The organism is Marinisporobacter balticus (assembly GCF_004345705.1).
Classification (GTDB): domain Bacteria; phylum Bacillota; class Clostridia; order Peptostreptococcales; family Thermotaleaceae; genus Marinisporobacter; species Marinisporobacter balticus.
Map to the genome: position 1 here is coordinate 13501 of NZ_SLWV01000022.1, position 15340 is coordinate 28840.

Annotated in this window: 11 protein-coding genes; all 11 read right to left on the minus strand. The window is 33.4% G+C overall.

Features of this window, described 5'->3' with window-relative positions; all coding sequences use genetic code 11:
* Positions 1-27: 27 nt before the first annotated feature.
* The 11 genes from mce to tilS all read right to left on the minus strand — a co-directional run bounded on the left by mce (position 28) and on the right by tilS (position 15324).
* Positions 28-432, minus strand: coding sequence for a methylmalonyl-CoA epimerase (mce, locus tag EV214_RS13460; RefSeq protein ID WP_132246645.1), 405 nt, complete (start codon positions 430-432; stop codon positions 28-30).
* 198 nt (positions 433-630) lie between these two features.
* Complete coding sequence (gene meaB, locus EV214_RS13465) at positions 631-1560, minus strand: methylmalonyl Co-A mutase-associated GTPase MeaB (protein WP_132246647.1); 930 nt, start codon at positions 1558-1560, stop codon at positions 631-633.
* An 82-nt stretch (positions 1561-1642) separates the two neighbouring features.
* On the minus strand, positions 1643-2044 hold the full coding sequence (locus tag EV214_RS13470; RefSeq protein WP_132246649.1) for a cobalamin B12-binding domain-containing protein: 402 nt from the start codon (positions 2042-2044) through the stop codon (positions 1643-1645).
* A 72-nt stretch (positions 2045-2116) separates the two neighbouring features.
* The gene (locus EV214_RS13475; RefSeq protein ID WP_132246651.1) at positions 2117-3793 is read right to left on the minus strand and encodes an acyl-CoA mutase large subunit family protein; all 1677 of its coding nucleotides are present in this window, start codon (positions 3791-3793) and stop codon (positions 2117-2119) included.
* 154 nt (positions 3794-3947) lie between these two features.
* The gene (locus EV214_RS13480; protein WP_132246653.1) at positions 3948-5447 is read right to left on the minus strand and encodes an acetyl-CoA hydrolase/transferase family protein; all 1500 of its coding nucleotides are present in this window, start codon (positions 5445-5447) and stop codon (positions 3948-3950) included.
* Positions 5448-5628: 181 nt separating this feature from the next.
* Complete coding sequence (locus EV214_RS13485; RefSeq protein WP_165916370.1) at positions 5629-5958, minus strand: DUF3870 domain-containing protein; 330 nt, start codon at positions 5956-5958, stop codon at positions 5629-5631.
* A gap of 226 nt (positions 5959-6184) precedes the next feature.
* Positions 6185-7567: an aspartate-alanine antiporter-like transporter gene (locus EV214_RS13490; protein ID WP_132246657.1), complete on the minus strand. Its 1383-nt coding sequence runs from the start codon at positions 7565-7567 to the stop codon at positions 6185-6187.
* A gap of 509 nt (positions 7568-8076) precedes the next feature.
* Positions 8077-9411, minus strand: a complete 1335-nt coding sequence (locus EV214_RS13495; RefSeq protein WP_132246659.1) for a sigma-54-dependent transcriptional regulator — start codon at positions 9409-9411, stop codon at positions 8077-8079.
* On the minus strand, positions 9392-11569 hold the full coding sequence (locus tag EV214_RS13500) for a sensor histidine kinase (RefSeq protein ID WP_132246661.1): 2178 nt from the start codon (positions 11567-11569) through the stop codon (positions 9392-9394). The genes EV214_RS13495 and EV214_RS13500 overlap by 20 nt, the downstream gene beginning before the upstream one ends.
* Positions 11570-11928: 359 nt before the next feature.
* Entirely contained in the window at positions 11929-13806 is a 1878-nt protein-coding gene (ftsH, locus tag EV214_RS13505) for an ATP-dependent zinc metalloprotease FtsH (protein ID WP_132246663.1), read from the minus strand.
* 123 nt (positions 13807-13929) lie between these two features.
* A complete protein-coding gene (gene tilS, locus EV214_RS13510; protein WP_132246665.1) occupies positions 13930-15324 on the minus strand; it encodes a tRNA lysidine(34) synthetase TilS in 1395 nt (464 codons plus the stop codon).
* Positions 15325-15340: the final 16 nt, after the last annotated feature.

Here is a 15340-nt window from a genome sequence, read left to right on the forward strand (position 1 = left end):
AACTGCCAATCTTAGGCAGTTTTACCTCTATACTCTTTCGCTTAGCTCTAATAAAACGCCGTTTGTACTCTTTGGATGACAAAATGCAATCTTCGCTCCACCAGCACCATATCTAGGTTTTTCATCAATCATTTTAACACCTTTTTCTATCATTTCCGCAATCGCTTCTTCAATGTTTTCTACTCTTAATGCAACATGTTGAAGACCTGCTCCTTTTTTCTCGATAAACTTTGCAATCGGTCCATCTGGATCTGTTGATTCTAAAAGTTCAAGTTCACTATCCCCTACAGGTAAAAATGCTACTTTTACTTTTTGTTCTTCCACAACTTCAGTTCCTTGTAAGTCTAGTCCAAGCATATCTTGGTAGAATTTTAAACTTTCATCAAGACTTTTAACAGCGATACCAATATGGTCAACCTTTAATACTTTCATTTTTGTCCTCCTTAATATATTTAAGTTTGTTCTTAATATTGTTAATATATTTAAAGTCATTTTTAAATGTACTTAATATATTCAAAGTTATTCATTTAAAGTACTTAAACTACTACGCAACTATAATACACTTTTATTTTCAAATTTGCAATACAAATTTCTTTTTTCTTTATTTTCCGATTTCTTTCTACGGTTTCATTATTTTATTCTATCTAATATAGATTCTGCCGCAGAATATGGATCACAATTTCTCAGTGCAACTTCCTCTGCTAATTGATTCACCTTTTCTTCTTTACTAGATTTATCCAATATCATTTCCATGAGGTTTTGCTGAATTAAATCAATAATTTCAATTTTGCTGTTTTCGGTTCTTCTTTTTTGAAGTTTCCCTGTATCTTTTAAATGATTCATATGTGTCCTTATATGGTCAAGTAATTCATCAATGCCTTTGTTATCTACCGCGATTACTTTTTGTACAGGAGGTCTCCAGTCCGTTTTATTAAAATCAAGCATCATTTCAATTTCTGTTGCAGTTCTTTTTGCCCCATCTCGATCCGCCTTATTTACTGCAAATACATCTCCAATTTCCATGATACCAGCCTTTATTGCCTGAATATCGTCTCCGAGCCCTGGTACCATCACCATAAGCGTTGTGTCCGCATTTCTAGCAATATCTACTTCTGACTGTCCTACCCCTACTGTTTCAATAAATATATAATCAACACCATAAATATCTAAAATTTTAACAGCAGCAGCCGTTGCCTTAGAAAGTCCTCCTAAGTGTCCCCTTGTTCCCATACTTCTTATAAAAACCCCTGGATCTGTACTCAATTCATTCATTCTTACACGATCTCCAAGAATAGACCCCCCAGTAAAAGGACTTGTTGGATCAACAGCAATAACACCAACCGTTTTCCCTTCTCTTCTTAAAGCTTTTACAAGTTTATCAGTTAAAGTGCTTTTTCCTGCTCCAGGAGGTCCTGTAATCCCAACAACATGAGCATTTCCTGTTTTTTTATAAAGTCTTTTTAATATATCAATCGCTTCCGTATCATGATTCTCAGCCATTGAAATCAGTCTTGCCGCAGCGCGCTTTTCTCCTTGCAATAACCTTTCTTCTAAAACCACTTTTCTCACCACCTATTTAAACAATAGACCATAAGCACAGAAACAAACCAAAATATCTGTATCTGCACTTATAGTCTAGATTTTATTTGTCTCTTTTAAGGTTTTCTTTTATATAATCAATTGTTACTGTAGTTGGTGTTCCAGGAGTGAAAATTTCTGCAATTCCTTTTTCTTTTAGGAAAGGAATGTCCTCATCTGGAATAACCCCTCCACCAATTACTAAAATATCCTCTACTTTTTCTGCTTTAAGAAGTTCAGCAACTTTTGGAAGTAATGTATTATGCGCTCCAGATAAAATACTCATAGAGATGCAATCTACATCTTCTTGAATCGCAGCATTTACGATTTGCTCTGGTGTTTGTCTAAGTCCAGTATAAATCACCTCCATACCTGCATCTCTTAGTGCTCTTGCGATTACTTTTGCTCCCCTATCATGACCATCAAGGCCTGGCTTTGCAACTAATACTCTAATTGGTCTATCCATAAATTTTTCCTCCCTCATTTAATCTTTCCTCAAGCTTTATCTATTTCAAAATATATCGTTTTTTTCTAATTTTTATAATTGTACACTTTGTTGATATTCACCAAATACTTCTCTCATTACACCACAGATTTCTCCTAAAGTACCATACGCTCTTACAGCATCTAATATCAGTGGCATTAAGTTTACTTCTGTTTGACAAGCAGCTCTTAGTGCCTCTAATTTTTCTGTTACGAGTGCATTATCTCTTTTTCCTTTTAAGGCTTGAATCTTCGCCTTTTGTAATTCCCCAACTGAAGGATCTACTCTTAATAATCCTTTAGGCGCTTCTTCTTCAATTTGGAATTTGTTCATACCAACAATAACTCTCTTACCTGATTCAATATCTTTTTGGTAGTTATATGCTGCATCCATAATCTCTTGTTGGATATATCCATTATCAATCGCTCTTGGTGCGCCACCAATTTCATCAATCTTTTTGATGTATTCCATTGCTTCTTCTTCAATTGCTTTTGTTTTTGCTTCTATATAGTATGAACCTGCTAATGGATCTACTGTATCCGCAGCACCACTCTCATGTGCTACAATTTGTTGTGTTCTAAGTGCTACACGAACTGAATCTTCTGTAGGAAGTGCTAATGCTTCGTCTTTTGAGTTTGTGTGTAATGATTGTGTGCCACCTAAAACAGCTGCAAGTGTTTGAATTGCAACACGAACAATATTGTTTTCTGGTTGTTGTGCTGTAAGCGTTGACCCACCTGTTTGTGTATGGAATTTAAGTGCCATTGACTTCGCTTTTTTTGCGCCAAATCTTTCTTTCATAATTCTTGCCCAGAGTCTTCTTGCTGCTCTATATTTCGCAACTTCTTCTAAAATATCATTGTGTGCATTGAAGAAGAATGATAGTCTTGGTGCAAATGTATCAACATCTAATCCCGCTTTAATGGCAGCATCTACATAAGCAATCCCATCAGAAAGTGTAAACCCTACTTCTTGCGCAGCAGTAGAACCTGCTTCTCTGATGTGGTATCCAGAAATTGAGATTGTATTCCATAGTGGTACCTCTTTTGAACAGTATTCAAATATATTTGTAATTAAACGCATAGATGCTTCTGTTGGGAAGATATATGTTCCACGCGCAATGTATTCTTTTAAGATATCATTTTGTATCGTTCCTCTTAGTTTATCAGCACTTACACCTTGTTTTTCTCCAACTGCAATGTACATCGCTAAAAGTACAGATGCGGGTGCATTAATTGTCATACTCGTTGAAACCTTGTCTAGTGGAATCCCATCAAATAAGATTTCCATATCTGCTAATGAGTCAATCGCAACACCAACTTTTCCAACTTCACCTTCTGATAATGCATGATCTGAGTCATACCCAATTTGTGTTGGAAGGTCAAATGCAACAGAAAGACCCATTGATCCTTGTTCAATTAAGAATTTATAACGTTTATTGGACTCTTCTGCTGTAGCAAATCCTGCATACATACGCATTGTCCAAAATCTACCTCTATACATATTCGGTTGAACCCCTCTAGTATAAGGGAAACTTCCTGGCAACCCTAAATCTGTTTCATAATCAAAATCTTCAATATCGACAGGTGTATAAAGTCTATTTACAACTGCTCCTGAACCAGTTTCAAATACTTCTTTTCTTTCAGGTCTTTTTTGTAACCCCTCTACTGTTTTTGAATCAAAAGCATTAAAATTCTCTTTGATTTTGTCTAGCTTGTCTTTTTCAAACATTTTTCTCCTCCTCATAAACAATAAATAATTATCTATTATTATATTTTATAGAATACCATAAATCGAAAACTTTTGTATGCAGTTTTCGGAAGTATATGTGTATACATTCTGTACTATAACATACATGTAGATCAATATAATCTATTTTTTGTAATTATTTCATTTTCATACTTCCTGTTTCTAGGAATCTTTCATGCCAAGAAAGGGCTTCTCCAATTACATGTGGCTGATGCTTTGTCTTTTTCTCAAGTGCTTTTTCTAAATAAGCATGTAGCATCGGCCTATAATCTGGATGTGCACAATTATCAATAATTTTTCTCGCCTTTTCAGTTGGCGCTAATCCTCTTAAGTCAGCAATCCCCTGTTCTGTAACAACTACCATCACATCATGCTCTGTATGATCTACGTGAGACACCATAGGCACAATAGAAGAAATATCTCCATTTTTTGCAGTTGAAACAGATGTATAGATTGAAAGATAAGCATTCCTAGTGAAATCCCCTGATCCCCCTAAACCATTCATCATGCGCGATCCCATTATATTCGTTGAATTCACATGGCCATAAATATCTACTTCTATCGCAGTATTCATCGCAATTACACCCAATCTTCTTGCAACTTCTGGATTATTACTGATTTCCATAGGTCTTAATACACAATGCTTTGCATAGTGCTCCATATTATCAAGTAGTCTTACAAGTCCCTCTTCTGATGGTGTAAAAGATGTCCCTGAAGCAACGGTTACTTTTCCTGCATCTATAAGGTCAAACATAGAATCTTGAATCACTTCTGTATAACAAGTTAAATTTTCAAACTTAGAATCAACAAGACCTCCAAGTACTGCATTCGCAACAGAACCTACACCTGATTGAAGTGGCAATAGATTTTGAGGAAGTCTTCCCATTTTCACTTCATTCTCTAAAAACTTGATGATATGTTCTGATATCTTCTTAGAATTTTCATCAATTGCACCGAGCGGTCTCACTTTGTCTGGTTTGTCCGTAACAACAATTGCTACTATTTTTTCAGGATCACAAGGTATATATGTCGTTCCTATACGGTCTCCTGAATTTTCAATTGGAATCGGTTTTCTATGTGGGGGTTTCTCTGTCATGTATATATCGTGTACGCCTTCTAATGCCATTGGTTGACTCGTATTAATCTCAATAATTACTTTATCTGCATTTTTTACAGCCTGTGGTGAAATCCCTACGGATGTAGTAGGAATAATTCCCCCATCTTCTGTTATTGCTAAAGCTTCAATAATTGCTACATCTATTTTTCCAAAAAATCCATAATCAATATATTGTGACACATGACTTAAATGCATATCTTGATACATAACAGTCCCGTTATTTATAGCATTTCTAGAATCTTTATTTGTTTGATAAGGGAATCTTCTTTTTAAAACGCCTGCTCTTGTTAAAGCACCATCTAATTCATCTCCTACAGACGCACCCGTTATAAGTGTAATCCCTATTTTTTCTCCATCTTCTGCTCTTTTCGCAAGCGCTAGTGGCACTGCTTTAGGATACCCCGATGGCGTAAACCCACTCGTTGCAATAGTCATTTCATCCTCGATAAATAGTGCTGCTTCTGCAGCTGACATAATTTTTCCTTTTAAATCTTCTCTTCTAATTCTATTTTCTAACATGTCGGTTGTTCCTCCTTTTATTTATAAAATGCGTCATATCAGTAATAAAAACAAAAACGACTAGATATAGGGTACAAATATCCAAAGTTTATTCATACCATACACCTAGCCGGAATTTATCTGTTGTAGGTTGACAAAAGGTCATTTTGCCATCACAGATAATAGGCTTCTCTATTTTTATTTACTCAACGTCTTCAACACCCGCTACAATCTGTTCATACTTTTCATAGCATGTTCTTAAAGCAGATATAATGGCTTTTCTTGCAGATCCAAAATAATTTTCTTTAAACATTTTTTCGATTTCATCAAAATTATTTAAGTTTTTACCCACAAGATGGTTCCTAAAGAAATCTTTAGCTACACTAGTTACCAATGAAGCTTCCGCCTCAAAAACTTCCCCCGTGTATCTATTTACTAAAACACCAACTGCTATAACACTATAAAGTTCAGTCGATGTAATCCCTTTAGGTAGCTTTGCATATCCGCTTATAAAGATTTTTTCGGGTAACAACACACCCACCTCCAAAATGGATTGCTTTTCTTCTTTTTTCGACAGTTAGTATTCGCTTTATAGAAAATTATATCCTTAATAGATTCAGATGTAAAGTATATAATTCTACATTTTATTTTAATATAACAAATACCTTTACCCATCGAAATATATTTGGAAAAACATGAGTGGTCGAAGTGTTTAGCGAGTAAATAATCATGCGATGTTTGCTATAAAAACAAAATATTTACATTGGTAAATTATGCAATATTATTGTAAACAACACCATTCCTAAAAGTGCCGCTGGATAAGTTGCGCCATATCCTGCAGCAGGGTCATCGCTACCAATCGCATCAACAGCAGCGCCAAGACCTGGTGTAGATGTCATTCCTCCACAAATCGCCCCTGATAACATAATCCAGTTAATTTTCAATACATATCTACCTATAAAGAAACCTACTGTCATTGCAACCACACCTACTACTAATGATACAATTGCTAAATACCATCCAGTACCAAGTAATGCATCAAATACTTTAAATCCATATCTAAGTCCTACGATTGCTAAGAAAAATGCAAGAGATAATTGTCTAACAACCCCTAATATCTTGTTGTTCATTCTAAAGTTGAGTGCTCCTATTTTTCCAATATGTCCAAGTATAAGTGAACCGATTAAAACACCCCCTGTAGCACCTAGACTAAAATCGCCTAAGTATGGCAACTTAATTTTAAACAATCCTATGGTGTATCCAAAGAAACAAGCGATTGCAAATGCAGTAAGATCAAAAGAAGTCTCTTCAATTTCTTTTCCACCTGATGACGCTTTTGCTTCTGCCATTTCTTGTCTAAACATTTTTTGCTCTTCCTCTACATTCATACCAAATAGTTTTGGAAAGAAATTTACGCAAAGGATTACGATTAATACTCCAAACGGATAACCAATGGCATGCCCTACACCGATTCCTGCTTCAGCATTTTTTATTAGTTCTGCTTTTTGGGCATTGGATAATATTGGTGTATTTTCTGGTGTTAAGCCTCCAGTTGCATCTAATACAAACAAAACTTTTGCTTTTTCATCATCACTTAATGTTTCATAGATCTCAGCCTTATGTGTAGAGTGTCCTTTTGCTGTTTCAATAGCCGCTGCAAGTCCTGGTGAACTCGTAAGTGCCCCTGTATAAACGCCTGATATTTCATATGGATTAGAACTTAACCCTAAGGCTGGACTTAAAAGCGTCATGCCATAGGTTGCTGTTGCTCCTAAAAATGTAATTAAGAATCCTAAGATAACAAATTTTGCCCCATATTTTTTTAGTACTGCACCCATATCTTTCGCTGCTAATAGTCCTACTGCCGCAACAAATAGTATCAGGAATAATGAGAAAAAGCTTTTATCAATAACGCCAGCTTTTATAAGTTTTTCAGCAGCCTTATATGCTGCATCTCCTTCTCCAAATCCTTTTCCATATCCAAGTACCCACCAACCTATTAAGAGTCCAGTAAATAAAGTACCCGATACACCAAAATTAAACTTTCCAAATCTTATTTTTCCAAACAACATTCCTGTAAACACTGCGACAAACATCAATATGAACGGATTCATAAGCCAAGCAGCCACATCAAATTTCATAGTTTTTCCTCCCTTTATAAGTTTCTCTTTACGCCTATTTATTTATAATAATGATTGCAATCGTTTTCTTTTTTTTAAAACACCTCCCCTTGTTTTAGACTCACCAGCAAATAGTGAATAAATACTTGAAAATTTATTCGTATTTATTTCTAAATTTATATCTCTTTATAAAGTTTATTGCAAAATCCATTCCAATCTTTATAAACTTTTATAAACTTTTATAAATTTTTAACAATGTATAAATCGAACGATCCCATAATTCATATCTTTCTAAAGAATCTACACTTCCTTATTCATGTAATATTAACCCTCAAATACAGTATTAGCAATTTATTCATATTTATTTATCCGTGAATTTGCAAGTCGTATCATTATTTATTTCAAAACTCGCTCTAACTTTTATAAATTTTTAACAATGTTAGAGATTCCATTTTTCATGATTTAGGATAGTAAAAAAAAGACCATAAGTGGTAAAATATTTACCACTTATGGTTCAGATGTTTCCAATTCTATTTTTGTATACTATATTTTTCAATCTTCCGTCTCAATGTTACACGGGAAATGCCTAGATTTTTTGCTGTTTTTGAAATATTCCAGTTATTTTGTTGCAGCACTTTATTAATGGCTTCCATTTCAATATTTTCAAGATTGGTATTTAATAGAGTACCGGTTTTCTCTATACTCTGTTGGCTAATAATATTTTGGGGTAAGTTTTCAACATCTATCCAGTCATCCTCTTGAAAAATCATCACTCTTTCCAATAAATTTTTTAATTCTCTTACATTTCCTTTCCATTCATAGTTTGTACATATTTCTAGTGCTTCTTTTGTCATACCCTTCACGCTTTTATCGAGGGTAACATTGTATTGATTAACAAAATAATCAATCAATACTTCTATATCCTCTTTTCTTTCGCGGAGTGGCGTCGTATATATAGGAATTACATTGAGCCGATAATATAAATCTTCTCTAAAGTTTCCATTTTCTATCGCCTTTACCAAATCCTTATTGGTTGCAGCAATTATATTTGTTGAAAAAGAAATCTCCTCAACACCTCCAACACGTCGAAATTTTTTTTCTTGTAAAACCCTTAAAACTTTTGCTTGAAGTAATAGATCCATATCTCCAATCTCATCTAAAAATAGTGTTCCTCCATTGGCTTCTTCAATTAATCCTTTTTTTAATTTCTTTGCATCAGAAAAAGCGCCTTTTTCATGTCCAAACAATTCACTTTCCTGTAAATTTTTAGGAATAGCCGCACAGTTTAGCGCAATATAAGGTGCCTCTTTTCTAATCCCATTAAAATGAATAGCTTTTGCAATAATCTCTTTCCCTGTTCCACTCTCACCTTGCACAAGAATAAATGTATCATAGGGCATATTTCCTACTTTTTTCGCAATATCCTTCACTTCTTGTATCGATTTACTAATTCCAATTACTTCTGTGATTTTTTTTTCTTTCTTTGTAGATAATTCTTGTACTTTTTTTATATATTTCAGATTATCATCAATACTGTCTTTAATCTCTTCAATACTAAAAGGTTTTGTAAAATAATCATTTGCACCTAATTTCATGGCTTCAACAGCTAGTTTTACTTCACTAATATAGGTAATCATAATCACAATACTATTTTTATCTTTTTTTCTTATTTCCTTTAAGACATCTATGCCACTCATCCCTGGTAAATTTATATCCACTATGGATAAATGTGGTTTTTCTTTATCAAAAATTTCAATACCTGCTTCTCCAGAATCTACTGTAAAGATTTTCACCCCTAACTTACTCAATCCTACACGTAAAGATAAACGAATGCTTTTTTCATCATCAATAATCAATACTTTCATTTGCTCGATCTCCCTTAAAAGATAATATGAATTCTGTATATTTTCCTAATTCACTTTTTACGGTAATGCTTCCCCCACTATCTGTTATAATTTTATGCACAATGGAAAGTCCCAATCCGGTTCCATCTTCTTTCGTTGTAAAAAAAGGATTGAAAATTCTATCCATCATCTCTTCATTCATTCCTGCGCCATTATCTTTTATCGAAACAATCAATTCTTTTTCATCCGCATCAAGGATTTGTACGTTTAGCTCAATCATTCCAAATTTACCAACTGCTTCAATGCTATTTTTTAATATATTTACCAAAGCTTGCCTCATAGCTGGCGGATCTACTCTAATAGAAGGAATTTCCCGCGGAAATTTTTTTATAATACGAATATTTTTATATCTCATCTTAGGTTTTAAAATATTTAACGCACTATCTAGCACATGCAATATATTAATATCTGTTTTTTTATTATTATGCATACGTGTAAATTCTAAGAAATTAATTACAATCTGATTGAGCATCCCCACTTCTTCTCTTATAGCAAAAATTAATTCATCTCTTAAATCTTCATCCGCTATATTATCTTTTAGGACTTCCAAAAGATTTGTCATTCCTGCTAAAGGATTTCCAATTTCATGTATAATAGAAGAAGATAGTTCTCCAATTGTTTTTAATCGATCCTCTCTTTTAATCTGTTGCTCTAACATTTTAATCTGCGATAAATCTTTCATCAAACAAACTAATCCAATAATATTAGATGCATCATCATATATAGGAGAGATCATCATACTTATAGGAACCTCTACCCCATCATTTTTTTTGATTTTATATTCTTCCTCAACCATCATGCTTGCTTTCAAATTTTTGTTGAAAATGGTTTTAGGTAAATTTATAGATTTTATAAGTGCATAGACATTTTCTCCAATAAATTCGTCTTCTTTTATGCCAGTAATCTTTTCAGCTGCTTTATTAAAAATAATAATCTTATCTTTATCATCTATTACAATAATTCCCGTTCCAGCACTTCTTAATATATTGTTTAAATATTTTTTTGTATCTTTTTCTCTTTTATGAGAACATTTTAAATCTGCTATCTTTTTACTAAGTTCCTGGCTCATTCCCGAAAAAGCAAGTTCTAATTCCCCAATCTCATTATCCTTTGTAACCTTAAACCCTTCCATTCCTTGATGAATGTCTTTACTCATTTTTCTTGCATAAATCACTAATTTTTCAATAGGATCTGTAATCGTATACGCAAAGGAAATACTAAGCAATAAAACGATAACAATAATGAGAAGCACCCAAGGCAATAATTCTCTTTGAATTCGTTTGATCTCTTTTCCTATATATTCTTCATCTCGCTCAACAATAATCAACCCTTCATAATTTTCAATTTTACTGAAGGACACATAAACAGTCTGTGGACCATTTTTATACTCTCCAACACCCTTTGCGTAGTTTTCAAAAATTTCTTCTAAATCCATTGTTTTTCCATCGATTTGAATACGCCTTTCTAACAGGATTTTTTTTGACAATCCTTTGTAATCTGGACTTACTAATGTTTTTCGTTCACTATCAATCACATAAATTTTTCCATCGTAAGACTGCTGTGTCTTTTGTACAATCTCTTGAATAGATTCTAAAGGAACACCGCCTCCTATAATCCCTTTAACTTGCCCTGTAGTTTCATCCAAAATAGGCGAAACAATAATAATATGTGGTTGATTAAGTAAACTACTTATAAAAACTTTGCTAATATACGTACTTTTATTTTCCATCAAATATTTATAATATCCTCTTTCTACATAATTTCGCTGATAAATAACATCGTTATGTGGTTGGCTATAAGTAATCGTTCCTTCAGGTGTCATGTAAAACATTACATCTACCCATCGATAACTATTATATACTTTATTAATTTCTTTTTTGATTTTTTCCATATCCGCTACATCACTATTTTTCGCCACATATTCAACTGTATTTTGTGCATCCAATAAGTACTGACTCACTTGATCCGAAATCATATTTGCAATAATTTCGTTTTTATTAATGATGTGTTGTTTTACTTCTTTACTAGCTACATTATAAGATACATACGCACTAAAGATCGTAGCAAATATAACTAAAGCAATAATCAATACAGGTATTTTTATTTTTAAGCTTTTCATATTTCCCTCCTCCCAAAAGTTTCTTTATATGTATTGTACATAACATTAAGATAATTTTCTATTGAAAAAGAACCTAAATAGGCTCTTTTATAAAAAATTTAACTGAATTTTTACCACAGTAAATAGAATCGCAGAAGCATCTTCAATCCTTTTTACATCTGCCTTGCGAATAATTTTCTCCTTCTGCCTCAGTTTTCTTAAACATTTTATATATTCCCCATTATACCCTAAATAAATGTGAAACAAAACATAAAAGCAACGGTTTTCGATTTTTTACATCATTTTATTATTTCCCAGGAAATAAATTGTCATTTTCTATAATTTAAAACCCCTTCGCATAGCAAAGGGGCTTATTGTTATTATTTTTTCAAATCAATCTCATCATTTTTTTTATCATCTGTTTTTTCTAATTGGATGTTATTATGCTCATCCATAAAAAGTTTCCCAAAATCTTCCGCATTCAATGTTTCAACTTCTAGTAACGTTTTTGCAACAATGTGTAGTTTATCCATATTTTCTACTAATAGTTTTTCAGCTGCTTCATATCCTGTTTCAATGATTTCTCGTACTTCTTTATCAATTGTAGCAGCAATCTCTTCAGAATAATTATTCTTTGTAGAAAAATCTCTTCCAATGAATACTTCATCGTCTGAGCTATAAGAAATCGGTCCTAATTTGTCACTCATTCCATATTTCGTAACCATAGCCTTAGCAATACTTGTTGCTCTTTCTAAATCGTTGCTTGCCCCTGTGCTAATATCATCTAATACCAATTTTTCTGCAACTCTACCACCTAGTAATTGAATGATTCTTTCTTTCATTTCTGTCTTAGTAGTATAAGATTTTTCTTCTTTAGGCAGATACATAGTAAATCCGCCAGCTCGACCTCTAGGAATAATGGTCACTTGATGTACCGGATCTGCATTCGGTAGCATCTTTGCTACAACTGCATGACCCGCTTCATGATAAGCTGTAAGCTTCTTATCTTTTTCACCAATCACACGGCTTCTCTTTTCGGGTCCTGCAATCACCTTTGTAATCGCTTCTTCTATTGTAGGCATATCAATTGTTTTGTCATTCTTTCTAGCCGTAAGCAGTGCAGCTTCATTCATTAAGTTCTCGATATCTGCTGGTGTAAAACCTGGCGTTCTCTTCGCTAGCACCTTTAAATTTACATCCTCTGCTAATGGTTTATTTTTCGAATGCACTTTCAAAATTTCTTCTCTACCTTTAATATCTGGCACGCCTACCATTACTTGTCTGTCAAATCTACCCGGACGAAGTAATGCAGGGTCTAAAATATCAGGTCTATTGGTTGCTGCAATAATGATAACGCCTTCGTTTATACCAAATCCATCCATTTCTACAAGGAGTTGATTTAATGTTTGTTCTCTTTCATCATGCCCGCCGCCAAGACCTGCGCCTCTTTTTCTTCCTACCGCATCAATTTCATCGATAAACACGATACACGGAGAACTTTTCTTTGCTTGTTCAAAAAGGTCACGTACACGTGATGCACCAACCCCTACAAACATCTCCACGAAGTCTGAACCACTAATACTAAAAAATGGTACGCCTGCTTCTCCTGAAGTAGCTCGAGAAAGATAGGTTTTCCCTGTTCCTGGAGGTCCAACCATTAAAATTCCCTTTGGAATCCTAGCACCTAGCTCCATATATTTTTTAGGATTTTTCAAGAAATCAACCACTTCTTGTAGCTCTTCTTTTTCTTCATCAAGTCCTGCTACATCATCAAAAGTAACCTTTTTCCCTTCATCTTCCTTATGCAGCTTTGCTTTACTTTTCCCAAAGGACATCACCTTACCGCCTCCACCTTGGGATTGCTGCATAAAAACAAACCAAAATACAACAAATATTAAAACCATGAATATAGAAGGGAGTATCTCAAAGAACCAAGGTGTTTTTGCAGGAGGTTCTCCCGCCACCTTTAAAATACCACTCTCCATTTGAGGAAGTATATATTTTTCCGTCAATACTTCTGTTCGGATCACAGGTGGTATATATGTTTCAAAGGTTTGTCCATTGCTTTTTAACTTACCTTTTACTGTATTTTCCACAATATAAATTTCTTTTACATTTTGTTTTTGCAATTCAACAACCAGATCTGACATTCCTAATGGTAGACTTTCTTGTGTAGGCTTTCCATAAAATTGTACAATCATGATGATAATGATAAATATGAGTATATAGAAGCTAGCGCCTCTAAAAAATTTCTTCAACAATAGTCCTCCTCCCAATGCAATTATTTCCTTGCGTTAACATCTTTATAATTCTACCATATTTTTTTATGTAAAACAATGAATTTGCTAAAGCTTCAATCACTAAATATTTTTAATTCTTTTTCATTCCATTTTTTTCATATAAGTTAGCACTAATTTTTCTTGCGTATCTTCATCCACTTTATAGTTTTCACTCATTCTATATCCTATGATCCATATAATTTCATCACCATCACAAACAAGAGGAATTTGATCTCTTATATCTCTAGGAATTTTTTCATCAATAAAAAAATCCTTAAGCTTCTTACTCCCCTGCATTCCTAAAGGTATAAATCTATCCCCTGCTCTTCTGTTTCTTAGAATGAGATTATTTTTAAATTTACACCAATCGAAAGATTGCTTATATTCTTTTTTTTCAATTATTTTTGAATCTCCTTGCTCTACAATTGTAGCTTTTATGTCTGCATTTAATTCTTTAATATTTAATGTTTCCCCAACATTTATATTGTACTCAAAATCTTTTCTTTCTATTTCTCTTTTTCTTTTGCTTATGCAAAAATTTGTATATGCACGTATAGCAACAAGTCCTTTTGGCAAATCTAAAGACGCACCCACATGTCCATTTTGTATTAATTTTATTAATCCTTCAATATGCTTATTTTGTACATTTTTTAAATCTCCTGAAAGTTCAAGAATAGCCTCCCGTAATATTCTTTTTTGAATCGCTCGATGCTTCTTTAAAAATTCACCTTTATCCATTCGAATTTCTGATATTGTTTTCTTTGCTATACTTTCATACTCTTGCTTTACAGCCAAGTTTATAAAATCCTTATCTTCTTTTAATAAATTTGCTGTTCTAGCTAGAGTTTCTTTAATATTTACATTAAAATGCTTTTCTATATAGGGAATCAATTCTAATCTTATACGATTTCTCGTATACACAGCTTCTAAATTGGTCTTATCCGTTCTTGGATATAGACTATTTTCTTCACAATAAGCTTCAATCTCCTGTCTCGAAATATTGAGAAGGGGACGAATAATTTTTTCATCTCGGACATAATCAATAGCACCTAATCCCTCAAGTCCTGCACCTCTCATTAACCGCATTAATACAGTTTCTGCTTGATCATCCATATTTTGAGCAACTGCAATCTTTTTAGATTTTGTTTCTTTCATAACTTGGTCAAATAAATGATATCTTATTTCTCTTCCTGCTTCTTCAAAGGTAATAGCCTTCTCTTTACTATATTTCAATACATTTTTACTAAAGATAAAAGATTTTATGCCTAATTTTTCACAAAATATTTTCACATAATCTGCATCCGAATCCGCTTCTTTTCCTCTGAATTGATGATTCAAATGTACTACATATAAATTCACCCTATATGTTTCTTTTATTCTCCACAAAAGATGTAGCAATGAAATAGAATCTGGTCCTCCCGAAACCCCAATTACAATCCCTTCCCCTTTTTCTATCATTCTATTTTTCTCAATGGTTTCTAAAAATTTTTCAAGCATCGGTCTACTCCTATTA

Bases quoted from the DNA above. Each gene is read 5' to 3' on its own strand.
- EV214_RS13500 (WP_132246661.1), bottom strand. From the start codon at position 11,569: ATGAAAAGCTTAAAAATAAAAATACCTGTATTGATTATTGCTTTAGTT.
- EV214_RS13490 (WP_132246657.1), bottom strand. From the start codon at position 7,567: ATGAAATTTGATGTGGCTGCTTGGCTTATGAATCCGTTCATATTGATG.
- EV214_RS13495 (WP_132246659.1), bottom strand. From the start codon at position 9,411: ATGAAAGTATTGATTATTGATGATGAAAAAAGCATTCGTTTATCTTTA.
- EV214_RS13475 (WP_132246651.1), bottom strand. From the start codon at position 3,793: ATGTTTGAAAAAGACAAGCTAGACAAAATCAAAGAGAATTTTAATGCT.
- tilS (WP_132246665.1), bottom strand. From the start codon at position 15,324: ATGCTTGAAAAATTTTTAGAAACCATTGAGAAAAATAGAATGATAGAA.
- EV214_RS13470 (WP_132246649.1), bottom strand. From the start codon at position 2,044: ATGGATAGACCAATTAGAGTATTAGTTGCAAAGCCAGGCCTTGATGGT.
- EV214_RS13480 (WP_132246653.1), bottom strand. From the start codon at position 5,447: ATGTTAGAAAATAGAATTAGAAGAGAAGATTTAAAAGGAAAAATTATG.
- mce (WP_132246645.1), bottom strand. From the start codon at position 432: ATGAAAGTATTAAAGGTTGACCATATTGGTATCGCTGTTAAAAGTCTT.